Source organism: Priestia sp. TSO9 (assembly GCF_021029645.1).
Taxonomy (GTDB): domain Bacteria; phylum Bacillota; class Bacilli; order Bacillales; family Bacillaceae_H; genus Priestia; species Priestia megaterium_E.
Genome location: NZ_JAJEKD010000015.1, coordinates 287105 through 311489 on the forward strand (window position 1 = coordinate 287105; position 24385 = coordinate 311489).

General features: G+C 37.6%; 32 protein-coding genes. 12 read left to right on the forward strand and 20 right to left on the reverse strand.

Going from position 1 to position 24385, the window contains the following annotated elements; genetic code table 11:
- Positions 1 to 88: 88 nt before the first annotated feature.
- Positions 89 to 352 carry a hypothetical protein gene (locus LJC66_RS16225; protein ID WP_082178482.1) on the reverse strand — a complete coding sequence of 88 codons (264 nt, stop codon included), beginning with the start codon at positions 350 to 352 and terminating at the stop codon, positions 89 to 91.
- Positions 353 to 504: 152 nt separating this feature from the next.
- On the opposite strand from LJC66_RS16225, the gene ytvA reads away from it, so the two are divergent.
- Both ytvA and LJC66_RS16235 read left to right on the forward strand, forming a co-directional pair.
- Positions 505 to 1287 carry a YtvA family blue-light photoreceptor gene (gene ytvA / locus LJC66_RS16230; RefSeq protein WP_230933025.1) on the forward strand — a complete coding sequence of 261 codons (783 nt, stop codon included), beginning with the start codon at positions 505 to 507 and terminating at the stop codon, positions 1285 to 1287.
- A 238-nt stretch (positions 1288 to 1525) separates the two neighbouring features.
- Positions 1526 to 2359, forward strand: a complete 834-nt coding sequence (locus tag LJC66_RS16235) for an STAS domain-containing protein (protein ID WP_195696571.1) — start codon at positions 1526 to 1528, stop codon at positions 2357 to 2359.
- Positions 2360 to 2395: 36 nt separating this feature from the next.
- Here the strand turns inward: LJC66_RS16235 and LJC66_RS16240 are convergent, their stop codons facing one another.
- From LJC66_RS16240 to LJC66_RS16250, 3 genes are all read right to left on the reverse strand, one after another.
- A complete protein-coding gene (locus LJC66_RS16240; protein ID WP_195696570.1) occupies positions 2396 to 2878 on the reverse strand; it encodes a hypothetical protein in 483 nt (160 codons plus the stop codon).
- A gap of 138 nt (positions 2879 to 3016) precedes the next feature.
- Positions 3017 to 3493, reverse strand: a complete 477-nt coding sequence (locus LJC66_RS16245) for a hypothetical protein (protein WP_195696569.1) — start codon at positions 3491 to 3493, stop codon at positions 3017 to 3019.
- A gap of 95 nt (positions 3494 to 3588) precedes the next feature.
- On the reverse strand, positions 3589 to 4401 hold the full coding sequence (locus tag LJC66_RS16250; protein ID WP_230933026.1) for a GNAT family N-acetyltransferase: 813 nt from the start codon (positions 4399 to 4401) through the stop codon (positions 3589 to 3591).
- 198 nt (positions 4402 to 4599) lie between these two features.
- Between LJC66_RS16250 and LJC66_RS16255 the strand changes: the two genes are divergently transcribed.
- Complete coding sequence (locus tag LJC66_RS16255; RefSeq protein WP_013083841.1) at positions 4600 to 4863, forward strand: GlsB/YeaQ/YmgE family stress response membrane protein; 264 nt, start codon at positions 4600 to 4602, stop codon at positions 4861 to 4863.
- A 158-nt stretch (positions 4864 to 5021) separates the two neighbouring features.
- The gene (locus LJC66_RS16260; RefSeq protein WP_050689875.1) at positions 5022 to 5207 is read left to right on the forward strand and encodes an aspartyl-phosphate phosphatase Spo0E family protein; all 186 of its coding nucleotides are present in this window, start codon (positions 5022 to 5024) and stop codon (positions 5205 to 5207) included.
- 43 nt (positions 5208 to 5250) lie between these two features.
- Here LJC66_RS16260 and LJC66_RS16265 read toward each other — a convergent pair whose 3' ends face one another.
- Positions 5251 to 6066 (reverse strand): STAS domain-containing protein, encoded by an 816-nt coding sequence (locus tag LJC66_RS16265; RefSeq protein WP_195696567.1) that lies wholly within the window; start codon positions 6064 to 6066, stop codon positions 5251 to 5253.
- Between the two features lie 350 nt (positions 6067 to 6416).
- Between LJC66_RS16265 and LJC66_RS16270 the strand changes: the two genes are divergently transcribed.
- Positions 6417 to 6686 carry a GlsB/YeaQ/YmgE family stress response membrane protein gene (locus tag LJC66_RS16270; protein ID WP_013083843.1) on the forward strand — a complete coding sequence of 90 codons (270 nt, stop codon included), beginning with the start codon at positions 6417 to 6419 and terminating at the stop codon, positions 6684 to 6686.
- A 279-nt stretch (positions 6687 to 6965) separates the two neighbouring features.
- On the opposite strand, the gene LJC66_RS16275 is transcribed toward LJC66_RS16270, so the two are convergent.
- From LJC66_RS16275 to LJC66_RS16290, 4 genes are all read right to left on the reverse strand, one after another.
- Positions 6966 to 7382 carry a YhfM domain-containing protein gene (locus LJC66_RS16275; RefSeq protein ID WP_013057766.1) on the reverse strand — a complete coding sequence of 139 codons (417 nt, stop codon included), beginning with the start codon at positions 7380 to 7382 and terminating at the stop codon, positions 6966 to 6968.
- A gap of 161 nt (positions 7383 to 7543) precedes the next feature.
- Entirely contained in the window at positions 7544 to 7708 is a 165-nt protein-coding gene (locus tag LJC66_RS16280) for a hypothetical protein (protein WP_195696566.1), read from the reverse strand.
- Positions 7709 to 7720: 12 nt separating this feature from the next.
- Positions 7721 to 8302: an ATP-dependent Clp endopeptidase proteolytic subunit ClpP gene (gene clpP / locus LJC66_RS16285; protein WP_230933716.1), complete on the reverse strand. Its 582-nt coding sequence runs from the start codon at positions 8300 to 8302 to the stop codon at positions 7721 to 7723.
- Between the two features lie 427 nt (positions 8303 to 8729).
- Entirely contained in the window at positions 8730 to 9152 is a 423-nt protein-coding gene (locus LJC66_RS16290) for a MerR family transcriptional regulator (protein ID WP_230933027.1), read from the reverse strand.
- 199 nt (positions 9153 to 9351) lie between these two features.
- Between LJC66_RS16290 and LJC66_RS16295 the strand changes: the two genes are divergently transcribed.
- Positions 9352 to 9795, forward strand: a complete 444-nt coding sequence (locus LJC66_RS16295; RefSeq protein ID WP_195697027.1) for an HIT family protein — start codon at positions 9352 to 9354, stop codon at positions 9793 to 9795.
- 32 nt (positions 9796 to 9827) lie between these two features.
- On the opposite strand, the gene aspA is transcribed toward LJC66_RS16295, so the two are convergent.
- Positions 9828 to 11258: an aspartate ammonia-lyase gene (gene aspA, locus LJC66_RS16300; protein WP_014459383.1), complete on the reverse strand. Its 1431-nt coding sequence runs from the start codon at positions 11256 to 11258 to the stop codon at positions 9828 to 9830.
- Between the two features lie 20 nt (positions 11259 to 11278).
- Positions 11279 to 12262, reverse strand: coding sequence for an asparaginase (locus LJC66_RS16305; protein WP_025751148.1), 984 nt, complete (start codon positions 12260 to 12262; stop codon positions 11279 to 11281).
- Between the two features lie 268 nt (positions 12263 to 12530).
- On the opposite strand from LJC66_RS16305, the gene LJC66_RS16310 reads away from it, so the two are divergent.
- On the forward strand, positions 12531 to 12887 hold the full coding sequence (locus tag LJC66_RS16310) for a helix-turn-helix domain-containing protein (RefSeq protein ID WP_028409189.1): 357 nt from the start codon (positions 12531 to 12533) through the stop codon (positions 12885 to 12887).
- Between the two features lie 23 nt (positions 12888 to 12910).
- Here the strand turns inward: LJC66_RS16310 and LJC66_RS16315 are convergent, their stop codons facing one another.
- From LJC66_RS16315 to LJC66_RS16325, 3 genes are all read right to left on the reverse strand, one after another.
- Entirely contained in the window at positions 12911 to 13303 is a 393-nt protein-coding gene (locus LJC66_RS16315; RefSeq protein WP_230933029.1) for a hypothetical protein, read from the reverse strand.
- Positions 13304 to 13449: 146 nt separating this feature from the next.
- Positions 13450 to 13620, reverse strand: a complete 171-nt coding sequence (locus LJC66_RS16320) for a hypothetical protein (RefSeq protein WP_013083852.1) — start codon at positions 13618 to 13620, stop codon at positions 13450 to 13452.
- A gap of 286 nt (positions 13621 to 13906) precedes the next feature.
- Positions 13907 to 15397 (reverse strand): MFS transporter, encoded by a 1491-nt coding sequence (locus tag LJC66_RS16325; RefSeq protein WP_195696562.1) that lies wholly within the window; start codon positions 15395 to 15397, stop codon positions 13907 to 13909.
- Positions 15398 to 15692: 295 nt separating this feature from the next.
- On the opposite strand from LJC66_RS16325, the gene LJC66_RS16330 reads away from it, so the two are divergent.
- The 5 genes from LJC66_RS16330 to LJC66_RS16350 all read left to right on the forward strand — a co-directional run bounded on the left by LJC66_RS16330 (position 15693) and on the right by LJC66_RS16350 (position 19690).
- A complete protein-coding gene (locus LJC66_RS16330; protein ID WP_013083854.1) occupies positions 15693 to 16007 on the forward strand; it encodes an ArsR/SmtB family transcription factor in 315 nt (104 codons plus the stop codon).
- Positions 16008 to 16077: 70 nt separating this feature from the next.
- Positions 16078 to 16506, forward strand: coding sequence for a DMT family transporter (locus LJC66_RS16335; RefSeq protein ID WP_230933030.1), 429 nt, complete (start codon positions 16078 to 16080; stop codon positions 16504 to 16506).
- Between the two features lie 12 nt (positions 16507 to 16518).
- Entirely contained in the window at positions 16519 to 16971 is a 453-nt protein-coding gene (locus tag LJC66_RS16340) for a DMT family transporter (RefSeq protein WP_013057779.1), read from the forward strand.
- Between the two features lie 240 nt (positions 16972 to 17211).
- Entirely contained in the window at positions 17212 to 17667 is a 456-nt protein-coding gene (locus LJC66_RS16345) for a hypothetical protein (protein WP_014459377.1), read from the forward strand.
- Positions 17668 to 18067: 400 nt separating this feature from the next.
- Entirely contained in the window at positions 18068 to 19690 is a 1623-nt protein-coding gene (locus tag LJC66_RS16350) for a glutamate/serine transporter AimA (protein WP_025751143.1), read from the forward strand.
- A gap of 30 nt (positions 19691 to 19720) precedes the next feature.
- Here the strand turns inward: LJC66_RS16350 and LJC66_RS16355 are convergent, their stop codons facing one another.
- The 6 genes from LJC66_RS16355 to LJC66_RS16380 all read right to left on the reverse strand — a co-directional run bounded on the left by LJC66_RS16355 (position 19721) and on the right by LJC66_RS16380 (position 24201).
- Positions 19721 to 20140 (reverse strand): Rrf2 family transcriptional regulator, encoded by a 420-nt coding sequence (locus tag LJC66_RS16355; protein WP_195696560.1) that lies wholly within the window; start codon positions 20138 to 20140, stop codon positions 19721 to 19723.
- 99 nt (positions 20141 to 20239) lie between these two features.
- Positions 20240 to 20884 carry a hypothetical protein gene (locus LJC66_RS16360; RefSeq protein ID WP_230933031.1) on the reverse strand — a complete coding sequence of 215 codons (645 nt, stop codon included), beginning with the start codon at positions 20882 to 20884 and terminating at the stop codon, positions 20240 to 20242.
- A 191-nt stretch (positions 20885 to 21075) separates the two neighbouring features.
- Complete coding sequence (locus LJC66_RS16365; protein ID WP_195696558.1) at positions 21076 to 21441, reverse strand: hypothetical protein; 366 nt, start codon at positions 21439 to 21441, stop codon at positions 21076 to 21078.
- Entirely contained in the window at positions 21438 to 21743 is a 306-nt protein-coding gene (locus LJC66_RS16370) for an antibiotic biosynthesis monooxygenase family protein (RefSeq protein WP_013057785.1), read from the reverse strand. Before LJC66_RS16370 ends, LJC66_RS16365 begins: the two co-directional genes overlap by 4 nt.
- A 163-nt stretch (positions 21744 to 21906) precedes the next feature.
- Positions 21907 to 23139 carry an NADP-dependent malic enzyme gene (ystJ, locus tag LJC66_RS16375; protein ID WP_050691453.1) on the reverse strand — a complete coding sequence of 411 codons (1233 nt, stop codon included), beginning with the start codon at positions 23137 to 23139 and terminating at the stop codon, positions 21907 to 21909.
- 267 nt (positions 23140 to 23406) lie between these two features.
- Positions 23407 to 24201, reverse strand: a complete 795-nt coding sequence (locus LJC66_RS16380; RefSeq protein ID WP_230933032.1) for an AAC(3) family N-acetyltransferase — start codon at positions 24199 to 24201, stop codon at positions 23407 to 23409.
- Positions 24202 to 24385: the final 184 nt, after the last annotated feature.

Genomic DNA, 24385 nt, shown 5'->3' on the forward strand with positions numbered 1-24385 from the left:
CGTCGGCTAAAAGAATGTAAGTGCGTCTCTTTCTCTTTTATGCATCTTTCCTTTTTTCCACTTTTAATAGACTTTTAAACATATGTATTTATGATTCTTCTGCTCCAACCATAATACTGATAAGGTAGAGCGCTGTCATAACTGAGCCGATTGTATTGCATATCAAATGAATATATTGGCTGGTCGCCATAAACAAGTATAAACTTAACGACAGCAGCACTGTTCCGAATAAAAAAGACCATTTAAATAATGACAGTGGCCGCTTGAACTTTATACGCAAACAAAAAATGAGAATAAAGCCTGCTAGCGCCATCACAAAGAAACTAACATTAAATAAATTGATGGTTATCACATTTGTTCACACTCCCTTTGCCCCTGAAACTATTATAACATATTTTTCCTTATCTTCATTCTTTCTCTAGGAACAAACGCGTCGAAAATTGTTTTTTTGACATGTTTATGTCACAATATTTTTATAAAAATTCCAAGGAATGAGGGAATGCATTGACTACACCTGAAGCTCAAGATTCGAAATGGTCCATTTTAAATAAAGCCCTTCATAGCTCACAATCTGGTATTATTGTGACGGACCCTTCTTTGCCTGATAACCCAATTATTTACCTCAATCACGGGTTTTCCCTTATGACCGGCTATAAGGAAGAAGAAGTATTAGGAGAAAATTGCCGTTTTCTACAAGGTCCTCTTACAAACCCGCACCACGTTGATGAAATTCGCAGCGCTATCAGCCGCAATCAGTCAGTCTCTGTTACGCTTGTTAATTATCGAAAAGACGGCTCTTTCTTTCATAATCAGCTAACGATTGACCCGGCATATGTAGAAGAAGAAGATAAATACTACTTTATTGGTGTTCAAAAAGACGTAACAATAGAGATTACAGCTCAGGAACAGCTTCAGCAAGCTTTGGAAGAAGTTGAAAGGCTATCCACCCCTGTCGTGCCAATAGAGGAAGGAATCTCTGTTCTTCCATTAATCGGAACGTTAAACGAACGTCGTATAGAAATGCTATTTAATAGCTTCACCTCGCGTAACACAAGCAGCAAAGATCGTTATTTAATCCTAGACGTCTCAGGGTTAGCGCAATTTAATGATTCATTCGGCCGTGATATTCTTAATATTTACAATTGGCTGAAGCTCATGGGAACTCAGCTTGTTTTAACAGGAATTTCTCCTAACATGGCCATACATATGAGCACTATAGAAGATGATATGTCCTTTATTTTAGTCTATCAAAGCATTAAAGATGCCTTACGGAAGCTAAAGTTATAAGCACAAGAAGTGGTTCTTTATGAAAAATAGATAAAATGCATGAATATGGTAGTTAAAAAATGTTTATTTTTTAATAAATTGGGTTTGAGAGTATACAGTTAGGGAAAACAAGGCGTATAGGAAAATAAATGCGCTTCATAATGGATTTATTTATAAGCATCCTCACTCTAGATCAGGGGATGCTTTTATGCCTTTATTTATAAAACAATTAGACTATACATATATAAGGAGAGTCTTCATGCATAAAAATCAGGACTTATATCATTTTTTCAAAGAACATTCTCTTCAATTAACTGAAGACTGGTACAATCAGCTCGACGATGAAAATGAGTTCTCTGTCTATTCGAGTAAAAATCCAGCAATTGTGAAAGAACTGAAGCAGCAAAATCAAGATTATTTTCAGCATTTATTTGATGTATTTATAAGAGATGAGGATTATTTTTTTTCGGATTTTCAGCAGTGGTCGATAGAACTAGCGCGTGATCCAAAGCATTTAAGTACGCCTCTTCACTTTATTATTCGAGAATATTTTAATTCACAAAAAATTGCCGTTAATTACTTAAAGAAGTTTATCTCTTTGCATTCGGATGAGGTAAGCGTAGATAAGATATTTATGTGGTATGACATTATTGTTAAAGCTTTTGATCTATCTATTTATATCTTTATTCAAGAATATCATAAAAATACGCAAGAACAGCTGAACGCTCAGAAAGACTTAATTAATGAATTAAGTTCTCCTGTGATCATGCTTCAAAATAAAGTTGCACTTCTGCCTCTTGTGGGGGATATTGGAACGGTCAAAAGTCAGTTTATTTTAGAAAACACGCTTCAGCAATGCTCGGAAAAAGGCGTTGAACATTTATGTATTGACCTGCTCGGTGTAGCTACGATTGATACGATGATGGCACAAGAGATTTTTAATTTGGTAAAAGCTCTTCGTTTAATTGGTGTGCAAACAATTTTATCTGGAATTCGACCGGAAATTTCTCAAACTGCCATTCGCTTAGGGCTTTCATTTGAACAGGTTAAAACTACTTCTTCTCTTGCACAAGCACTTAATTCCATTAGTTAAGCACATGGCTCTCTATTACAGCATAGAGAGCCATATCTATGGTGTTTCAAATTTTACTGGAGTATAGTAGACACGCCCGATTAACTTTTTTCCCTTGTTATCTTTCCAATCTGCTACGAGTATATACCGATCACTGTCACTGTGAGAGGCAGAGTCTACTGTAATAGCAGATGTTTTTTTTATGTCCTTTTTTTCTACTATGTTTTCATGAATAGACTGATTGCGAATTTGTTTGTAATAAAGCGCATTAGGTTTTTTACCATCTATTTTAATGGACACTTGACCATCTTGAGAGACGGGAATACTATCTTTCATAACAATTTGTCTAAAATTTTTTCGTTCGCCAAAATCAGCTTCACATTCGGTCCAGCAAAAGAATAAAGGCTTGATGATGGCTTCTTTGCCTTCAGCTATTATTTTTATAGCGGGTGGATAAGGATCTTCAAGCGTTTCAGCTGTAGGAACCTGACATGCGGCTAATGAAAACAAACTAAATAGGATGATCACCACTTTTTTCATACTATGTCCTCCCTTTTTTGTAAACGTGGTGCACGTAAGCGAGTGGGTGCATAGTATACTCTTTCGCCTGCAACCAAAAGATTCCTTTTATAATCAACAAAAAAACAGCTGCCTATTTGTTTAGACAGCTGTTTTGTTCTATTTACTTAGCATGCTTATTTCTTTTTTCATATCTTTTTCTACATATTCCATTAAATCAGATACGTAGGTTTGAAGCGGTTTTGTTGCGTCTTTGTGATCATTCATCGTTAATTCATAGATGCTATCGATATTATCAATCATCAGTTCCATATCATCGATGACGCCCGTATGCTTATACATCGTTTTTATCGTAGGATCAAGGGAAGCTAATTCATTATATTCATAGTTTATAGTATTTGAAATATCATCGAGTTCATTGATAAATTGCTTTTTGGTTTTCTTTTCGGCCATCAGCTGATTATACTCTTTAAAAGCAGTTTGAAGGTTTTTCTGAGAGGCAGTCAATACTTTCAGCTGTTCTCGTCCTAAATAATAATCGTAAATACTAGTAACAGTAAAATATCCCCCAAATGTGAGCGCGATTCCAACAACCAAACCTATCCAAAACGTGCTCGTTTTAAAAAAATGTTTCATAATGACTCCTTTTATCTGTGTTCTATGTACAACACTAGCTCATGCTGCTACTTTGTCCTAGGATACACCAAAAATGAAATGGAAGCTACACTTTTTTAAAATTTTGTCGAATTTTGTCTCTTTTTTTCGTGAACTGCAGCACATTTTGTTCCATTCCTATTTTTCCATCTGTATACATCAAATTCGTTAACCGCTGTAAAACCAAGTTTCTCATAGGCTGGCTTTCCTGCACTTGTAGCATGCAAAATACACGTATCCGCCCGTTTTTTTGCTTCAGTAAGAACTTCCTTCAAATATGCGGTGGCCAGGCCTTTTCTCCTCATATGTCTAGCTGTAGTGATACAATACAAACCCGCTGTACCATCATAAAAAAAGAGAGACCCAGCTACAGCTGGCCGGTTGTGATAAAGACCCAGATATAAGTGATATTGGTCAGCGTGTTGCATAAGCTCCCTAAACCTTTCAAGAAAGTCAGCTTGATATTCTTTTGGTTTTTGATAGCCGTCTATGTATACCGTTATCCATTCTTTCAATTCAGCTTCTGAGCTCACTCGCTTACATTGAAACCCTTCTACTCCTGTATGTATGTATTCTTTTTCTTGAATGTGCTGAATCATTCCGATCCATTTTTCATAAGGAACAAATCCATTTTTATGAAGAACTGGCCCAAGGTTATCATATGAAGATGGACCAACAATCCATAGAGGTTCCTCCCCTTCCCGAGAGCATATCCCTAGCGCTGGCTCAATATGACGGGTTCCTGCATATATACCCCGATTGTAAGGAGATGCAGAAATCCATTTAGTTTCTGATGTATCCACCTTCACAGATTTCTTCGTATGCTGAAAATACATCCAGTGCTGAATCAAGTGCTGTTCTACTACATCGCTTTGATTTTTTATTTTCACTTCATGTCTCCTTTCTCTTCTAACCTATGTTTCTTTTTCTATTATATACTAGTTAGTCTATTTTCTATGACTCTATCGCAGTTCTTAAATCCTTTTAGAAGTTTTTTTATTTTTTTTTGTTATTCTATGAATAGTTTTCTCTTAAGTGGGGTATTAACCTATATAAGCAATACATCATTAAAAAGGAGGATGATATTCATGTCATTTTTATGGGCACTTATTGTAGGTGGTATTATTGGGTGGCTTGCCGGATTAATTACGGGAAGAGACGTTCCGGGAGGTATTATTGGTAACATCATTGCCGGTTTTATCGGTTCTTGGTTAGGTTCAGCCATCTTTGGAAGCTTCGGACCAGTTGTAGGTGGATTTGCTATTATTCCTGCTATTATCGGATCAATCATCTTAGTGTTAATCGTAAGTTTCATTATGAGAAAAATGCGTGGTAGTCATAAACATGCCTAATAAATTATTATATTAGAAAAAGAACCTCTGTTGAAAAAGAGGTTCTTTTTTTATATGAAAAATTCTTAAAATTTACTATTTTTAATTTCATAATATTGAAAAATAAACCTATTAATGTTAATTTAACCATAATCACTATAGAAAAAAGAGGAATTAACATGCTGCTTTCAACCCACTCAAAAGACAAATCCATGTACCAAATACTAATAGAAGAAATCGAACAGACACGAACGTTAATGATTCAAACGGCTGTCCGTGAAGGAATGACAAGTCCTAACACACTTCAAGTTAGTCAATCATTAGATGCTTTATTAAATAAGCTTCAAATTTTCTTCCACCAATAAAAACCCATGATATGGTTACATACTCATGGGCTTTTGTGTTGTATTAATCCTCTTGATTAACGTATTCCACTGCTTGGTGAAGGCTACTGAAAGTCGTAATGTCAGCCAAATCTAACCCTAAGTTCACCATCGTCTGAGCAATTTCAGCACGAATCCCGCTTAAAACCACTTGAATTCCTAATAATCTTAAAGCACCGATTACTTTAAAAATTTGGTCCGCTACCATCGTATCAATAATTGGAACCGCGTATAAATCAATAATCAACCAATTTAGCTTGTAGTCGCTGCCGTGTTGAAGCGCATTTTCCATTAGAATTTGAGCGCGGTTTGTATCTAAATCGCCAACAAGAGGAATCACGCCAATTTCTTTCGTAATGCGTACCACAGGAATTGAAAGTTCATCGATTGCATAGCGAGCCGATTGGATTTTGTTTGCAAAGTCGGTCATATATGATTTACTAACCCAGTGTACGGCCTTATCTACTACTACGTTGAAACGAGAAATAACTTGATAGAAGGCATCAAACGTAAACGTTTCGGCTTTTGCCTCTTCTTTAATAATTTCCCCGATAAGATTTCGGTAATAGCTGATTTCTTCTAATGCTACATCCAAAGGAAGCTGAAGGACAACGAGTAAATTGGCTACTTCTCTTCCCCACTCCTCAAGCACTTCAACGTTTTTTGTATCATTTGTTGAGACAGAATCAGCATATATTTGAATTAAATGAACGCGCCACGGTTCTAACTGTTGTTGAATATCTTTTTCTTCATATTGTTTTTGTTTTGAGAACTCTTCTTTTTTTTCTAGAATTAAATTCGTAATGTGTTTAAGCTTTTTATCTAATAATAATGACTCCATATTGTTCTCCCGTTAAGAATTTGTTTATTTAAAATGATATCACAAATACCGTTAAAAAAAGTAAAACTAGGGGAAAAAGCTTTAAAAAGTGAACCGGATGTCCCTTTTTACGAATAGAATGAGCTAAATTGAATTTAAACCGTACATAAGCTGAACTTCTCTCCTTCGTTTTATCGTTACTTTCACAGTGAATTCTCATACATAACTCTTCAATTTAATGTTAGGCTATCTTAGCATATATGATAAATAAATAAAAAAATGTAAAAGGGTTTGCAGCAAGCATGTCGCATGACAGGGTGTGTTTTAGGAAAGAATGAAAAGGAATTCCCTATAAAAAGGAGGTTAGGTATATGTCATTTATTTGGACGCTTATTGTTGGAGGGCTTATCGGCTGGCTTGCTGGTGTGTTAACGGGACGAGATGTTCCAGGTGGAATTATCGGAAACATCATTGCTGGGTTCATTGGAGCATGGTTAGGCTCTCTAATTTTTGGAGATTTCGGTCCAGAGATCGGCGGATTCGCAATTGTTCCTGCTATTATTGGTGCTGTTATTTTAGTCTTAATTGTGAGTTTTGTTTTACGCAAAATGCGCGGAAATAACAATCATCGACATGCCTGAATGAAAAAGAGAAATCAGCGTTTTGATTTCTCTTTTTCCCTTACTTCTTGTAGCAAAATGTTTTAACAATGACGTACCTGTAAGTGTAATTTTTTATTGCTACATTTAAAAATTGCTGCTTGTCACCTCTCACATTTAATACTTCTATATCCCCATATCAAGCGCGTTAGTAATGAGTAGCTCTGTCCCTTCGATATCCTCAAGCATATCGGTGAAGATAGCTTCAATATGAACGGGTGCAGTTTTAGCTTTTATTGGACATTGTTTTATAGCTGCTTTCTATTTCGGCTCTACTAATTCAATAAATGATCTTGCTTGTTTGCCCTTTAACTGTGCGTAGTGTGTATCTGTAGCTAATTCAACGGTTTCGTTCCCTAAGTTGACCCACATCCGATAAGATTGTACCTTTATATCCTTTTTTGTTTCTACCGGTTCAAAGTGAAGAATGTAGTTAGGTTTTCGAATCATTTCAGCTTTTTCTTCTCTCCATGATACATCTTTTAACCACTGCTGCACTTTCTGCACTTGATTTTGGTCTTTCATTTTAACCGCATGGCCATATTGATTATCGGCTATGTATTTTTCGATTACGAGCTTTTGTTCAACAGTACCGCTTGAAGCACTGCTTTGCTGACATCCTGTTATCACCCAACAAATAGCAATGAGAACAACTAATCCAGACCATACTTTTTTCATTTACATCTACCTTTCTTTTTGTAATTGAAATGAGATGTTCTTGCTGAATGATGCTACCAGCTGCTCGTTTTTAAATCTCTTTTTGCATTCTCTTTTCTTCATCTAAATCCCTGCTTCATTTACCCAAAAAAACTGAATCCCCCAAAGGATCCAGTTTTTCGTTACGATTCGACATCTTCTATGACATGAACAGCGCGAATAGAGGCGTTTACTTTTGTGTGTTGAATGCGCTCTTTTGCTTCCTGTATAGTCATTGCTTCTACTTCTTGATAAAAAATCACGTTCGCCCATTCATATTCTACTGAATAACGATTTATTTTTTCCACACGGTACCCTCCTTATTGATGAACTAAAATTTGATCAATCAAGCCATATTCTTTTGCTTCATCCGCTGTAAAGAATGTATCTCGATCAGTGTCTTTTTTAATTGTTGAAAGCGATTGTCCTGTTCGTGCAGACAGAAGTTCATTTAGGTGATCTTTTAACCGTAAAATACGCTTTGCTCGAATCTCAATTTCAGCTGCTTGCCCTTTTGCTCCTCCTAGCGGCTGATGAATCATCACTTCGCTATTAGGAAGAGCAAAACGTTTCCCTTTTTGACCGCCCGCTAGTAAAAATGAACCCATAGATGCTGCTAGCCCTATACACAATGTGCTTACATCTGCACGTATTAGCTGCATCGTATCAAAAATAGCCATGCCAGCTGTAATAGATCCTCCCGCTGAATTAATATAAATGCTGATATCTTTTTCTGGATTTTCTGCATCTAAAAATAAAAGCTGAGCGATAATGCTAGTAGCCACTTCATCCGTAACTTCACCTGTGAGCATAATCACTCGGTCGAGCAACAGCCTTGAATAAATATCATAGGCACGCTCTCCCTTGCTTGTTTGTTCCACTACATATGGAGTTAAGTTCATGTGACCGCCTCTTTCCCCTGAATTAGTACGAACAAATTTTTTCACTTTTGTACTGATTTCATGATTTAAAAATGAATCCCCTATCAAATCTTCATCCGTAAATTTAATCATTAGAGAATGTCTTTCTTGCTGCATATGCAAGCTTTCATCCCGGTAAGTCACAGCAACTGCAACCTCTGCGTGTGGATATAAAAAGGCCTCTTCCGTGTAGAGCTCTATTAATAGAGGTTCGTCGTCGATATGTTTTACTTCGATTTGCCCCTGTTTGTTTTCCCGGTATCCATTTAAGTTTGTCGTTTTAAACAGACCTTCGGGCAGCTGAATATCAATCGTGATGTTTGTTACTTTTACTTGCGAACGTTCAAATGCAATACAAAGGTGGTTCATTCCTTCTTCTTTTTCCATCACTGATTTTGCTAAGGCTAATTTAATCATGCGATGAATGATCCTTTAAAATCTGAGTAACAGACTCAATCACTTTTTGCCGTACGTCCGCTGATAAATTTCGGTTCATAGCGACAAATACATCTTCATTCACTTGATGCATTTCTTGATTTTGAATTTGTTTACTTTGGTAAAGAGGAAGCTGCGCGCCGATGTTTTTTACTTCTTCATCACTCATTGAACGCAATGTTTCTTGAATGGAAGCTAATGAATCCCCTGCTTTTGATAATGTTAACACAGCTCGAAAGTAGTGAACGTGCTGATCTGTATACACGCGTTTATTCCCTACTAGCACTAGCGGAGGAACGATTTCTATTTGCGTGTAATATCGTACCGTACGCAGGTTCAGGTCCGCACCTTCACTATTTAATAACTCCGTAATTTGCTTGCCTGTATATGTATTCAAACAATCCCCCCTTGTTAGTTACAGTTAACTGTTACACCGTCATTATACTGTAATTGTTTTATTTTTACAATTAAAACCATGGTAAAAATTTGTAAAATATAAGAGAATTAAAAAAGGGAATGCAAAAAATAGCTGCTTATATCTCAAGCTACTACTTCTAAAAATTACTATTATATACTTTATAAAAAGGAGAGAACGCATAGTGGGGAATCAACGTATAAATTGTTTAGGATGTCGATTAGCAAATAACCAAGAGAAATCACATGTGATATTTGAAGATTTATTTGTGACATGTCTGTTAGACCACAAGCCATTTAACGAAGGCCACCTCTTAATTCTTCCTAAAACACATATAGTGGAAATCGACGAATTTGATACTGAACACGTACTGGCCGTGATGAAAGCAGCGAAGCTAATGACAAAAGCAGTGAAGACACTCTTTGTTCCAGACGGAGTTACTCTCTCTCAAAACGGGGGAATGTTTAACGAGTTAACTCATTTTCACATGCACATCGTTCCACGCTACCAAGAGGAGTGTTTCGGAGATTTTTATACGCAAATTCCCCAATTTGCTGAAAAAGATGACGCTTTGGCTGCAACAGCTCAGAAAATGCGCTCAGTCATTCAGCAAATGTCTTTATAAAAAAAACGGCTTCCTTATGGAAGCCGTTCTTTTTACTGACGATCAAACAATGAACTTCCTGCAATACCAGGATTCGTCATTTCAAATGGATTTAAAATGAGATCTAATTCCTCTTCTGTTAACACATCGTATTGAAGGCAAAGCTCACGAATTGGTTTTCCTGTTAAAATCGCTTCACGCGCAATACGCGATACGACTTCATAGCCTAAGTGAGGGTTAACAGCTGTAATAATTCCTACGCTTTTTTCTACATATTCTTTCATGCGCGTTTCGTTTGCTTCAATTCCTGCTAAACAGTGATCTGTAAAGCTTCTGAAACCGTTATTCATAATGCTGATTGATTGAAGCAAGTTAAATACAAGCACAGGTTCCATGACGTTAAGCTCCATCTGACCTGCTTCTGAAGCAAGAGAGATCGTTTGGTCATTTCCCATTACTTGAAACGCAATTTGATTGATTAATTCAGCCATAACCGGGTTTACTTTCCCTGGCATGATTGAAGAACCAGGCTGACGAGCAGGAAGGCTGATTTCTCCTAGACCTGCACGAGGTCCAGATGCCATTAAACGCAGGTCATTTGCGATTTTAGACATATTCGTCATACAGATTTTAAGGGCTGCAGATACTTCTGTATAAGCATCTGTATTTTGAGTAGCGTCCACTAAATGCTCTGCATGCACAAGAGGCAGACCGCTGATATCGGCTAAGTGCTTGACTACATTTTCAATATAGCGAGGATCTGCGTTTAAGCCTGTTCCAACAGCTGTCGCTCCCATATTTACTTCATGCAAATGGTCACGCGTTGCGCTGATACGCTTAATGTCGCGCGCCAACACGCGGCTGTATGCTTCAAACTCTTGACCAAGGCGAACGGGTACAGCATCTTGAAGGTGCGTACGTCCCATTTTAATTACATGATCAAATTCTTGCGCTTTTCGTTTAAACACATCGTGCATATCATTCATTGTAACAAGAAGTTTATTTAATAAGTTCAGCGTTGAAATATGAATAGCCGTTGGAAATACATCATTTGTTGACTGAGACATATTCACATGGCTGTTAGGGCTTAATTTACCGTATTCGCCTTTATTGTCTCCCATAATTTCAAGGGCACGGTTTGCAATAACTTCATTAGCATTCATATTCATTGACGTTCCTGCTCCACCTTGGATAGGGTCCACAATAAAGTATTCATGCCACTGACCTGCTAAGATTTCATCAGCTGCTTGCACAATCGCATTTCCAATACCCTCATACAAGCGCTTTGTATCCATATTTGCAAGCGCTGCCGCTTTTTTTACAATAGCAAGCGCTTTAATCATTTCTTCATGTACTTTATAACCTGTAATCGGGAAATTTTCTACGGCACGTGCGGTTTGTACACCATAGTATACGTCTGCTGGGATTTGTTTTTCTCCTAGAAAATCAGCTTCTGTACGATATCCTGCTGTTTCTTGTTTCATAGCTGTACCTGCTTTCTTTTTTAATTAATATCTTCTGCAATCGACGTTTCCATCATCTTTTTAACTTGGTGAGGGTCTTTGGTTTGTCCGAGCACCCACATTAATTTAGGAACAATGGCTTCTGTATTCATGTTTTTTGAGCGAACGACGCTATCATGATTAATCATTCGGCCTACTTCATAAATGCCCATGTCTTCTCCTTCTTCAAGACACTGAGTCGTAATGACAACGGATACACCGTGGTGTGTTAACTCAACAAGCTTGGCTAAAATGTTGCGAACTTGAAATGGAATACCTCCACTTCCATAGCTTTCAACAACAACGCCTTGATATACATCCTTTAATCCATCGAAAAATTCGGGTTTAATGCCGGGAAACAGTTTAACAACCGCTACATCCGTACAAAGAGATGTATTAACCGTCAACTCTTCTTTACTAGAGCGAACGGGTTTTGTATATTCCACCGCATTATCATGGATAGACGCCACGTATGGATAATTAATGCTTTCAAATGCATCATAGCTTTTTGTACGAAGCTTGATTGCTCTTGTGCCTTGAATCACACGACCGTCAAAGACTACATAGACTCCGCCTGTTTCTTCACAAGCAAAGCGAATCGCATCTGCAATATTGCGCTTCGCGTCCGTTTTACTAAATGAAATAGGAATTTGAGATCCTGTAATCGCAATTGGTTTTTTAGAATGCTGAAGCATGTAAGAAAGAGCTGCCGATGTGTAGGCCATTGTATCAGTTCCATGGGTAATAACAAAACCATCGTATTCATTATAATGCTCTTCAATCGCTTTTGCCATCTCTATCCAACATTCTGGCTGCATATTTGTACTATCAAGATTCATAAGAGATTTGCTGTCAATTTGACAATGTTCATTTAAATCAGGTATGTAGCTTAGTAATTGATCTGGCTCCATTCCAGGAACAAGTCCATTTTCACCTTCAAGTGAAGCGACCGTTCCACCAGTTGATAACAATAATAGTTTTTTCAAAACCGACATCCCCTTTGCTTAATTTTTGTAAAAAAACCTGACAATCTATCAAATAAATTATATTCATTTCGCGTACTTCACCTGTAATTATAGTAACCAAAAATCAATAAATCAAGAGAAAAATTATTCGTTTCGCGTACACTTTTTTCTGCAGCAATGATATAATGAATAAAAATGTAAATTAGCTCACGGTTTGATTACAAAAATCTGCGCGCGAGCTGAATGCCTCGGTTTTTTTACATACTACACCTACAAAGGAGCGTCATGAATGTTAAGCAGATTAGCTCAACTCAGGAAAGAAAAAAAATGGTCTCTTCAATATACAGCTGACCAGCTTGAAATTGCTAAAAGCACATACGCAGGATACGAATCTGGCTATCGTCGTCCTTCTCTTGAAGCACTCGTTACAATCGCAGAACTATTTGATACATCAACAGACTACTTGCTAGGTAAGGAAAAGGAACCTCATTCTCTTTCAGATGCATCCATTGAATTAACCTCGCCTCAACCTCATACGATTACAGTCGACGGTGCCGAACTATCTCAAGAAGAAATTCAGCAGCTGACGGCTTTTATTCGTGCTAAAAGACAAATTGAAAAAGAAACTGCACCTTCTTCAATTTAAAGAAGATTAGAAGCAGGGTGCTTCTAATCTTCTAGCTGCATTTCTAAATACCCTACTACTTCTTTTGTTATTTCCTCTTCTGTTTCTTCCAGCAGCTCGCCGGTTATCTTACTGCCTGGGAGCTTCCTCGAAGAACGGATGCCCCAAAACGTGCATACACAGTGCCAGATAGGAATAAAAAGACCGTCTAAAAACTCACCTTTTTCCAAAATACCCACTTGAATGGTGGCGTGGTAACCAGGCTGAAAAGGATTTGCCCCTTCACGGATCACATCTACAGAAAGCTCCATCCCTTTTTTTTCAAAAGCTTCTTTATATTGTGCATATATTGATTTGAGAAGTTCTTGCATAGATCTTTCAACTGTATGTATATGTTGTTCTAACTGCGGCGTAAATTGTTTTGCGGTGTATTCCATCTATCTCCCTCTTCTTTCGGTTCCCTACCCCTTATTTTAGCGACTTTCATTTTATTGTATCATAAGAAAAGCGTTCGTCTGTCTAGAAGAAAACCCCGCTTTTTTATAGAAAAGCGGGGTTCATACATACCTTTACTAGCAATACCTTACATTGCTTTATCTTGTTTAGAAGATGATTTTAATTTTTTATTTTTAGTTGGATCTGGCTCATTTGAAGACATGATAATGTTTCCTTCGCCGTTGCACACTTTGCACTTTATCAATCCAAATTTCTTACCGGCTCCTTGGCATTGTGGACAAACATATCGAATTGGCATAAACTGTACCTTCCTTCTTTCTAATTTATACCTGCGCCTTGAAAGCGCCTGTGGTTAGTTTATAGTTTCATTATAAGTTGTACAATCCACCCTATCAAGACGTGCCAAATTGCACATCTTTAATGGTAAGAAATCCTTCCTTTCTAAAATTCACCTGAAAAATGAGTCGATAGACAGGAGAATTTCTTTTCTTGTCAAAAGGCAATACGTCAGAGGAAGTTTCTTATTGGATATAATTAGCGATTGTTTACGCTGAAAATTTTGCGCTTTTTGGTGAAGTCATAGGTTAAACAACCGTTTTATCTCGAATTCCTTTTGAAATGGTTACGTCTTTCCAAAGCTGTTCGTATTTATAACCCGTTAAACTTTCACAAACCGCTTTCGCTTCAGGAGTAACGTCTTTCGCTCGGCCTCCCTTTTTTCTTCTTTGAATTTCAGTTAATAAGATTTTGTGATTTTTCGGACTTATTTTAAACCATACGGTTGCGATAATTCCAGCGAGAATCAAAATAGCAGGTACAATCATGAAAAGCTTTTGTAAGCCGGCTAGCGTAGACGCTGACTGCTCAGCGTTTGGTACATAGCCAATATTCTTTAACGCAACGCCTACAAGAAAAATCGCAAGCGCCTGAGAAGATTTTCGAATAAACGACATCAGCCCTGCATACACGCCTTCTCTTCTTTTTGTCGTAATCATTTCATCTACATCTGATACGAACGGCAGTACATTCCATGGAATCATAATTGCTCCAGAATGACCGCTTCCTAAGAAAAATGCCGCTAAGTAAATAAGAACTAACGAGCTATCTGTTGTTAGAAAACTGAATAAAATAATGCCCGTTCCCCAGATGATCATGCTGAAGTTATAGGTTAATTTATTTCCTAACTTAATGGCTATGTACGTAACAAGAGGAATAAATAGCACTTGTGTAATTTGCACAAAGCTAAGGGTGTCTGCATAGATCGCTTCGCGCAGCATGTAATAGGCAATAAAATAAAAGAAAAGGGCATTAAATACATCCATTGCAATGTAAGATGCTAAGTACATGGCAAGATACACGTTAAACGACTTATTTTTAAATGCACTTCCAAAACTGATAAAAAGCTGCTTAAATTCTAACCAAAATCCGTTTTGCTTTTTGCGTTCCACTACTTCTCCGCTATCCCATGTTCCCTTATAGACAAAAATCCATGGAAGAGCAAAAAGAAGACCAAAGATAATGCCCATGATTAAATACCCTTGTCCACCTGGAAACGCATCAATGATTCGTTTTGGGAAGAAAGCGCCTAAAAATGAAGCGCCTTGTGAAAAGACCATGCGTATTCCCGTCATTTTCGAACGAATGCTATAATCTGTCGTCATCTCCGCTGCTAGCGTATTGTAAGGAACCATGACCATACCAAACGCCGTGTTAAATAAAAGGTAGGCTAAGATAAAATAGGCGTATTTGAACATATGCGAGCCTTCAATAGGAATCCACAGCATACTGAACGTGATCGCAACTGGAATGATTCCAAAAAGAAAAAAGACTCTTCTTCGTCCTTTTTTTGTCTGAAGATGATCAGATATGTACCCAATGGTTGGATCTAACAAAGCATCCCACACTTTTCCAAGAGCTACAATCGTTCCTGCTTCTACAGGAGAAAGCCCGACTACATCCGTTAAAAAAACCATAAATAATGTGCCGATAATAAAAAAGGATCCTCCGCCAAACAAATCCCCAAATCCATACGCTACCATATTACGAAAGCGCACTTGTTTTGTTTTCCCTTGCATATGCAGCCCTCCCCCTGAGTAAATAGACTAGCTTCTTTTGTTATTCACTTTTTTCTATTTTACTAAACTATCCCTTGAAAAATAAGGAATATGTCACCTTTTCTACTCAAAAAAATAAGATACTTTTTGATCCTATACATAGAAAAATGACTGAGTAAACCGTTCTTCTTTACCCTCTATTATAAGTTGACTTTTTTTGCGCAGCTGTTATAATTCAACCCATCGCTTGTCATTCAACTATAAAATGCAAACTTGAACATTTGACATCTGAGCTGTTACGAATAAAATAATAAGTATGAAACCTATTGATATTTTCAAAGCATTATCTAATGAAACTCGATTAAATATATTGGAGTGGTTAAAAGAACCTGAAAAGCATTTCAAAGATAAACAAGCACATTTGCCTAAGGAGGTCAGCAGCAGAGGCGGTGTTTGCGTGGGAGATATTCAGGAAAAAGCTCAGCTGTCTCAGTCCACAGTGTCCAGTTATCTTTCCATGATGCAAAAAGCAGGTTTGTTAGAGTCAATTCGGCACGGTCAATGGACATACTATCGCCGAAATGAAGAAACGCTTCAAGAGCTTTCTTCATTCTTACGAAAAAAACTTTAACGAGTTTTTTTCACTTATTATATCTATTTTTCTAGATATACAAATATAAAGAAATATTGGAGTGATAAACGTGAAGTTTTTGGTTTATTTAGTTGCGGTTCTAGGCGGCGCTGCTTTAAGTATGGAAGGCGCTATTGCCGGAGAACTCGGAAAAACAGTGGGGAAACTTGAAAGCAGCTATTATATTTTTATCATGGGAACGCTCATTTTAGGTCTGACCACTTTATTTGCTGGAAAGGGAGATTTACCTTACGTCTTAAAAGCCCCTAAGTGGAATTTGACGGGCGGATTATTAGGTACGTTTTATTTAACGATTCTAGTTATTAGTATTCCCTTTATCGGAATTGGGATTTCAATGGTTGCTGTTATTGTAGGGCAAATCATTACAAGCATGATCATTGAGCATTTTGGTTGGCTTGGCAGCAGCAAAATTAAAATTAACAAAGAACGCGTAATGGCTATTGTATGTATGGGAATTGCGCTTGTACTTATTTTCTAGGAGGGTTTTACGATGAGTTTATTGATGGTGATACTTACCTTAATAGGAGGATTAACGCTAAGCGCTCAGTCTTCTATTAACGGTACACTAAGTAAAAAAACAGGTACGTTTGAAACAGCTTTTTTAACCTTTGCGACAGGTGCCATGATTTTAACGATTGTCGTTGTATTCTTTGGTCAAGGAAACATTCTCTCGGTTTTTGATGTCCCTAAATGGCAGCTTACCTGCGCTTTATTCGGAGCATCTTATTTATTTCTAACGGTTTTAGCTGTACCTAAAATTGGTGTAACAGCAGCTAATATCTCAACTGTTATCGGTCAGTTATTTGCAAGTATGATTATCGACCATTTCGGCTGGTTTGGAAGCAAGGAAGTACCCTTTGATCTATCCCGCTGGATTGGTGTAGCATTTATGTTATTAGCTCTTTATTTTATTTTCAAAGGCAATAAGAAAACAGCAGCATAAAATATTCATGAAAATAGCCAAATGTCCCTATGTAAAGGAGCACTTGGCTATTTTTGTACGTAAACCGCATTTGAATTTTCAATTAATTATTTAGAACATATTTTATTTAAACTAAATTGATTTTAAATAAGGTAAATTCCACAAAAAAAATTGTGCATACCTTCCTGCCTTTGTTCAAAAGATAAAAAGGCAGATCTAGTAAATCGGCTACATAAACGAACAGGTAAGGTGGGTTTTTTCGTGGGAAAATTTCTATTTTTAGCAGCATTTGTCTTTTTTTGTTTTACGCTTTCCATTTCCGCAGAAGAAAATATACCAGAAGAAAATATAGAATCACACGTAAGTCAGCCTGTTGTAAAAGATTTTATTTATCAATCTCTTGAACCTTGGGTACATCAAGATATTACTTCTCATTATGAGAAGGTTTACGGTAAACAGCATAAAAAAGTAAAAGTTCGCCCGATTAAAAAAGATGATATCGGGATACAAATGGGTGAAATACAGCCCGGTAAAGGCGGTAAGTTCACTCATATTGTGCGGGTGAAAATCTTAAACTTAAAAGTAAAACCTGAGGGAGAAGATGAATTTTTTGCAACGGATACGCTTATTTATAAAGTGAATATTAACGAACTTTCTGCTGAAAATGATGTAGAAAACGTTGTAAAACTGCTTGAGTATAAGCATCAAGAGAGATAAAGATCTGATTAGCTAATATTTACCCCTTTTGAAGGTAGTGACTTCCCTATTCAAAAGGGGCTTTATTATGAAACATGTTTTTTTTTACGTTTTTAGGGAACATAACTACCACTTATCCCCTAATTTTTTCATATTGCTAGTGCATAAGGTATGAACTTGATAACTTTTTGTCGGTTTCTATCTATTTCTGTAGGGTTTCCTGTAGGATGAAAAAGAAAGTAAAGCGCTTTAATTACCTTGGCAGAAAGGTTGAGGATAGCTGTCCTATATAACTGGAAATCAATAGGTACCAAGAACTTCATGTAACGACAAAAGTTGACAACTAAAGATTTCAGAATAATAATAATAAAGCAACAATGTTTAATTGAAGGACTTATTTTACATGAAAGGTGTTAGTCAGATGAACAATTTACATCGAAGAATGGGAACATTCGCGTTAACCATGACGGGACTTGGATCAATTATTGGGTCCGGCTGGTTATTTGGAGCGTGGCGAGCAGCTCAAATTGCAGGTCCGGCTGCTATTTTATCATGGGTCATTGGAATGGTCGTTATTTTATTTATTGCACTTTCTTACAGTGAATTAGGATCCATGTTTCCCGAAGCCGGCGGGATGGTCAAGTATACGCAGTACTCACACGGTTCGTTTATTGGTTTTATCGCTGCTTGGGCAAACTGGATTGCGATTGTATCCGTTATTCCAGTCGAAGCAGTAGCTTCTGTACAGTATATGAGTTCGTGGCCTTGGAAGTGGGCACAGTGGACAAGCCACCTCGTAGAAAAAGGAACGTTAACTGGCGAAGGATTAGCTATCGCTACGGTGCTATTGATTATTTACTTTTTACTGAATTATTGGACAGTTGGACTATTTTCCAAGGCCAACTCGTTAATCACTATTTTTAAAATTGTTATACCGGGACTTACAATTGGAGCACTTTTATTTGTAGGCTTTCACGGTGAGAACTTCACTTCTGGAAGCAGCATCGCACCAAACGGCTGGGCTAGTGTGCTAACAGCTGTTGCTACATCTGGAATTGTATTCGCTTTTAACGGTTTTCAAAGTCCCATTAATATGGCTGGAGAAGCAAAGAATCCTGGAAGATCTATTCCAATTGCGGTTGTAGGCTCAATTTTAGTGGCTACAGTCATTTATTTGCTTCTACAAATTGCCTTTATCGGGGCAGTAAATCCTTCTGATATTGCGAAGGGATGGAGTCATTTAAATTTTAACTCTCCATTTGCAGATTTAGCCATTGCCCTTAACATTAACTGGCTTGTCATTGTACTGTATGCAGATGCGTTTGTTTCACCATCTGGAACGGGTATTACGTATACAGCTACTACTGCTCGAATGATTTATGGTATGGAACAAAATAAATATTTGCCAAGTGTTCTAGGACGCCTTCATCCTATTTATGGTGTTCCGCGTCAAGCCATGTTTTTTAACTTAGCTGTTGCTCTTGTCTTTTTGTTTTTATTTCGGGGCTGGGGCGTGCTTGCTGAAATTATTTCAGTCGCTACGCTTATTTCTTACATTACAGGTCCTGTTACGGTTATGACGCTAAGACGAACTGGAAGCGATTTATATCGTCCCCTTCGTTTAAAAGGATTAAGCATTATTGCGCCGCTCGGCTTTATTTTTGCTTCATTAACGCTATATTGGGCGCGCTGGCCGCTAACTGGACAAGTTTTGTTTATTATTTTAATCGGCCTGCCTATTTATTTTTATTATCAAGCAAAGGCTAAATGGAAGGGATTCCGCCAGAACTTCAAAGGCGGCGTATGGATGGTTGTATACTTACTGTGTATGATGACTATTTCATGGCTTGGAAGCGAAAAGTTTGGGGGCCTTAACGTCATTAAATATGGATGGGATATGGGAATTATTGTTGTTGTTTCTCTTCTCTTCTACACATGGGCTTTAAAAAGCGGCTTCAAAACAGAGTATTTAGAGAATGGAAGAAAAGTAAATGACGGCTTAAAAGCAGCAGCTGCTGAAACAGCCGCTTCCAAAGAGTCATAACAAAAGCACCTTGCTCATGCAAGGTGCTTTTTAGTGAGCAGTTTTAACTTTTTTCAGCACGTCTTCGATCGTCATTTGATCTAAATGCCTGATTACGCTTTGCTCACTCTCTGTAAAAATGTCGTCCATCACTGTTTGAATGTTTGATTTGACAATACAGTCAGCGTCAGGGTCGCCGCTGCACCAGTGAGGCTTCAGTGTTCCTGTCGATATAACTCGGTAAATCAACCCAAGACTTATTTCAGCAGGGCTGCAGCCTAAAGTATAACCGCCGCCTAGCCCTTCTTTTGTCCGAACCAAGTTGTTTTTTCTGAGTGTACTCATTATTTTCCGAACCCGTGCAGGATTGGTACAGATGTTATAAGCAATCGATTCACTGCTTGCTCGGTGATCTGGTAAATTTGCTAGGAACACTAAGCTGTGCACGGCAATGGTAAATTCACTGTTCATCTTCCATAAACCACCTTTTTTCTTTCTCTACTGTAACGTTAAGTGACACAGTTCGAAAAGTCAAGAGAGCAAGGAGGGAAAGAAGAACTGTAGCTTTATTTATTCACGATCTTCTTTTTCTATACTTTCTACTTCGTTAGCTGAGTTGATTTCAAGGTATACCGTCTTTTCTTTTAAACTGCCTTTTTCTTCTTTTTCAAAGTCTGTGCTTTTTTGATACGTTTTTTTGCCGTTTGGAACTTTTACCGTTAGGTGTTTGTTACTTTCCTCTATAAAAACACCCACAATTTTACGTTCGTTTCCATCTTGTTCATACACGCCATCTTTATCTGCTGTTGCTTTTGGAGTTAATTCAATACTAGTTGCTTCTTGTTTAGCTGCGTCAATTTCAGCTTCTACTTCTTTATTAATCATATCTTTTAGCTGTGAGCCTTCCACTTCCATCCCAGAGCTTTTTGGTACTTTAACGAGTTGACCATCAATATTCAGCGTCATTTCTTTTTCAGCGTCTTTTTTTAACGTACCGATCAAGTCAAAATCTTCATCTTTCCCTTTTTTAATGTCTGGGTCGCTCGAATACTGCTGTAGCTTTGTCAATTCTTGACGGTCTTCAATTGGTTTTTCCTCTGCTTTATGATTATCAGATTTTGTTTTGTTAGCTGGTTCACCTGAACAAGCTGCCGCACTTCCAATCATACACATAGCGATTAAGAACATGATTCCTTTTGTTAGCTGTTTTTGCATATGTATTCTCCTTTTTCTTTTTTATTTCCACCTTTATACATATGTAAAACAAAAAAGTGAGACATAACTACATACAGAAAACTTGCGCTCACCCTACCAATAAAAAAATCCGAACGGGTTGAATTCTTTATCAAGAATCAAACCCGTTCGGATTTTCATTTAACTAAAACACTTTTGTACTAGCCTCTTTTTTAAAGCTGCTGTTGCTTCAGTATATGATTTGCTTCTTCTAAGTAAGCCACATACGCCTGTACTTGTTTGTCACCATAATTATCTAGTTCAAACATCGCTTCTTGTATAAAATTAAAATTATCAATAATATGCTGTGTTTTCATGCCTCGGCTTGTGAGTAAATTGTTTAACCATAAGGCATAGTCGGTAAAAATTTGCAGGTTGTCTAACTTATATGTTGTCTCAAGATACTTCATATGGTAGTGATTATCTTCATGACATCTTTCTTTGCCGCGCTCTCCAAATTTTTCGAGCAAAGAAGGTTCTAACTCGTAGATTTTCTCCGTTACTCTTTCGACGATCTTATTAACGGGAAGTGAGCTCATCGTGCCACCACTTTGTACTGAGAAACTTTTGGGATGACGGCTGCCAGTTCTTGATCAGGGTACTTTTTCTCTAAATCATGAATACGCTTGAAATCTTCGCTTCGTACCCAGCTTAAATAATTCTCTTTCGTATCAAATGTAAGCTGAACGGTGAGCTCCCCTGCTCGCTTATCGTTTTGAAGAAGTAGAAAGTCTACAAATCCTGGAGCCTCGTCGACTGATTTTGAACGATTTTTATAAATTCCAATCACTTCTTCAGCTTTTTCATCCGGTACATTAAATGTTGAAAATACGGTGTACATCTTTGTTCCTCCCTTTATGATACAAAACCTGGGTTCTTTTCTCTTTATTGTACATCATATGGGAGATGAAATGGTGTTACGTTTAGATTTCACAGCGGTTACAGCAGGTCTTTAAAACAAAAAGCCCTTTGAAACAGCGTTTCAAAGGGCTTTTTTACCGTTATTAGTTTTCGATTTTTGTTAATTGTTCTGTATGTGTTTTTACACGTGCTGGATCAATTGTAATGCGGGCAACGCCTGAATCCATTGCCGCTTTTGCTACAGACTCTGCTACAGCTGGCGCTACGCGAGGATCAAATGGTCCAGGGATAACGTAATCTGCGTTCAGCTCTTCTTCTGTAATAAGGGCTGCAATTGCTTCAACAGCAGCTTTTTTCATTTCTTCGTTGATATGAGTAGCGCGAACGTCTAACGCACCGCGGAAAATTCCAGGGAATGCAAGAACGTTATTTACTTGGTTAGGGAAGTCTGAACGACCTGTTCCAATAACAGCCGCTCCTGCTTCTTTTGCAGCATCCGGCTTGATTTCTGGATTAGGATTTGCCATCGCAAAGATAATTGCATCTTCATTCATTGATTTAACCATCTCTTGAGATAATGCATCTGCTGCAGATACGCCGATAAATACATCTGCGTCTTTAATTACATCGCTTAGCGTACCGCTTTCTTTGTTTACATTTGTATAAGAAGCCACTTCCGCTTTTACTTTGTTCATACCTTGAGGGCGTCCTTCATAAATAGCACCTCTTGTATCACACATAATCATGTCACGCACGCCGTAAGAATAAAGAAGTTTTGTAATGGCAATGCCGGCAGCCCCTGCTCCGTTTAAGACGATTTTTAAGTCTTCCATTGATTTGTTTACAATTTTTAATGCATTTACAAGTCCTGCTACCGTTACGATTGCTGTACCATGCTGATCATCATGGAATACAGGAATATCTACTTCTTTTTTCAAGCGCTCTTCAATTTCAAAGCACTGTGGAGCTGCGATATCTTCTAAGTTAATGCCTCCGAATGTGTGAGCCATTAATTTCACAGTTTCAACAATTTTATCTGTATCTGTTGTATCAAGTGCAATTGGGAATGCGTCTACGCCTGCAAAGCTTTTAAATAAAATTGCTTTTCCTTCCATAACAGGAAGTGAAGCTGCAGGTCCGATGTTTCCAAGGCCAAGAACAGCCGTACCATTTGTCACAACGCCGACCATGTTTCCTTTCATTGTGTAATCATACACCGTTTCTGGATGTTCATGAATTTCTTTACAAGGTTCTGCTACTCCTGGAGAGTAAGCTAAGCTTAAATCTTGAGCGTTTTGAACTTCAACTTTTGATTTAACTTCTAACTTACCTTGTTTTTCTTGATGCATATGTAGTGCTTGATCACGTAGTGACATAATTGTATTCTCTCCTTTTTTTCTATACATTTAAATTTTTTAATGAATTTATTTAACACTTGCTTTTTATCTCCATAATTGTAAGACAACCTGACCGAATAAATTCACTGCCAAGTGCCATTATGAAACAAGGAATATAAAAAGTAAACTATCTTGCTTAAACCACTTATGCGCTTTGTTAATATAAAGTCTGGACGCGGCGACTCATGTTTGTCTCACTTTAAGTTGTCTGATATACAGACAACTTAGAAAGCATACAACCGCTCACTATAGCGCTTTCAAATGCGTTTCAGCAAAATCGACGGCTTTAGGCATTGAAAAGAAGTATGCACATGCTGAACCAATTTTTTTAGCATTTATTCCTTTTGCTTCAATAAACGCTTCACCTATCTTTTCAAACAGCTCTTCTCTAAACTCTAATTCTTTATACGTCTTCCATACTCGCTTTCCTGCATCCATAACTGGAGATCCTTTTTGAATCACGTTTCGATATGGAATACGATATTCTGCTAGATGAAAAGAAGTATTGTTCCCAAACCCGACACCTAATAATAAAACAAAGGCATGTTTTTTGTAAAGCCTTTCAAGAGGAGAATTTTCGCCTAAACTGAATTCAAGGGGATGATCTCTTAAGATGTCTTCGCTGTCCTTTCCCCAAGCGGCGAATGAATACATTGGATGGCTGCTTCTTCTTACGCCAGGGTATGTTCGAAAAGTTTCCACGATTTGTCCCATACCGCTTGTTGGCGTATGAGCTGGATCATATGCGGGCATCGTTTCCCGAATCGTTTCCCACCACTCTTTTGGCACAGCCGGATTGCCCCATTCTGATGGATCCGAAAGATCGACCGACTGTGACGGCATCACGATCGTTCCTTCCTCTGTCACTGTCTCCATTAAAGCTTGAACAACGGCTACTGAACCTCCGTTTACCCACCCTAATGAAGATAGCGAAGAATGAACCATGATAGTCATCCCTTTTGTTATGCCTAACCTGCGTAAATCTTCTTTTAATGTATCTTTCGTTCTAGGATGATCTGTTGCTTGGACAATGTGCTTCATCGTAAGCTCCTTACTTATGGTGCTGCTAGAATTTGTTGCCGAACTCTAGCAATATATGTAAAACTTATGTTTCCATAATAGTAAGAATAACATCAATTGTCAAATTATTTAAAGTAATAGAAAAACTTAGTTTTATTCATATCAGTTATCATACAACTGACTTGTTGGTAAGCTTTATTTCCTT

What these genes read in the sequence shown, in the direction of transcription:
- LJC66_RS16235 (WP_195696571.1), top strand. Translation starts at nt 1,526, where the DNA reads ATGCATAAAAATCAGGACTTATATCATTTTTTCAAAGAACATTCTCTT.
- LJC66_RS16240 (WP_195696570.1), bottom strand. Translation starts at nt 2,878, where the DNA reads ATGAAAAAAGTGGTGATCATCCTATTTAGTTTGTTTTCATTAGCCGCA.
- LJC66_RS16245 (WP_195696569.1), bottom strand. Translation starts at nt 3,493, where the DNA reads ATGAAACATTTTTTTAAAACGAGCACGTTTTGGATAGGTTTGGTTGTT.
- LJC66_RS16255 (WP_013083841.1), top strand. Translation starts at nt 4,600, where the DNA reads ATGTCATTTTTATGGGCACTTATTGTAGGTGGTATTATTGGGTGGCTT.
- LJC66_RS16260 (WP_050689875.1), top strand. Translation starts at nt 5,022, where the DNA reads ATGCTGCTTTCAACCCACTCAAAAGACAAATCCATGTACCAAATACTA.
- LJC66_RS16265 (WP_195696567.1), bottom strand. Translation starts at nt 6,066, where the DNA reads ATGGAGTCATTATTATTAGATAAAAAGCTTAAACACATTACGAATTTA.
- LJC66_RS16270 (WP_013083843.1), top strand. Translation starts at nt 6,417, where the DNA reads ATGTCATTTATTTGGACGCTTATTGTTGGAGGGCTTATCGGCTGGCTT.
- LJC66_RS16275 (WP_013057766.1), bottom strand. Translation starts at nt 7,382, where the DNA reads ATGAAAAAAGTATGGTCTGGATTAGTTGTTCTCATTGCTATTTGTTGG.
- clpP (WP_230933716.1), bottom strand. Translation starts at nt 8,302, where the DNA reads ATGAACTTAACTCCATATGTAGTGGAACAAACAAGCAAGGGAGAGCGT.
- aspA (WP_014459383.1), bottom strand. Translation starts at nt 11,258, where the DNA reads ATGAAACAAGAAACAGCAGGATATCGTACAGAAGCTGATTTTCTAGGA.
- LJC66_RS16310 (WP_028409189.1), top strand. Translation starts at nt 12,531, where the DNA reads ATGTTAAGCAGATTAGCTCAACTCAGGAAAGAAAAAAAATGGTCTCTT.
- LJC66_RS16315 (WP_230933029.1), bottom strand. Translation starts at nt 13,303, where the DNA reads ATGGAATACACCGCAAAACAATTTACGCCGCAGTTAGAACAACATATA.
- LJC66_RS16320 (WP_013083852.1), bottom strand. Translation starts at nt 13,620, where the DNA reads ATGCCAATTCGATATGTTTGTCCACAATGCCAAGGAGCCGGTAAGAAA.
- LJC66_RS16325 (WP_195696562.1), bottom strand. Translation starts at nt 15,397, where the DNA reads ATGCAAGGGAAAACAAAACAAGTGCGCTTTCGTAATATGGTAGCGTAT.
- LJC66_RS16330 (WP_013083854.1), top strand. Translation starts at nt 15,693, where the DNA reads ATGAAACCTATTGATATTTTCAAAGCATTATCTAATGAAACTCGATTA.
- LJC66_RS16340 (WP_013057779.1), top strand. Translation starts at nt 16,519, where the DNA reads ATGAGTTTATTGATGGTGATACTTACCTTAATAGGAGGATTAACGCTA.
- LJC66_RS16350 (WP_025751143.1), top strand. Translation starts at nt 18,068, where the DNA reads ATGAACAATTTACATCGAAGAATGGGAACATTCGCGTTAACCATGACG.
- LJC66_RS16355 (WP_195696560.1), bottom strand. Translation starts at nt 20,140, where the DNA reads ATGAACAGTGAATTTACCATTGCCGTGCACAGCTTAGTGTTCCTAGCA.
- LJC66_RS16360 (WP_230933031.1), bottom strand. Translation starts at nt 20,884, where the DNA reads ATGCAAAAACAGCTAACAAAAGGAATCATGTTCTTAATCGCTATGTGT.
- LJC66_RS16365 (WP_195696558.1), bottom strand. Translation starts at nt 21,441, where the DNA reads ATGAGCTCACTTCCCGTTAATAAGATCGTCGAAAGAGTAACGGAGAAA.
- LJC66_RS16370 (WP_013057785.1), bottom strand. Translation starts at nt 21,743, where the DNA reads ATGTACACCGTATTTTCAACATTTAATGTACCGGATGAAAAAGCTGAA.
- ystJ (WP_050691453.1), bottom strand. Translation starts at nt 23,139, where the DNA reads ATGTCACTACGTGATCAAGCACTACATATGCATCAAGAAAAACAAGGT.
- LJC66_RS16380 (WP_230933032.1), bottom strand. Translation starts at nt 24,201, where the DNA reads ATGAAGCACATTGTCCAAGCAACAGATCATCCTAGAACGAAAGATACA.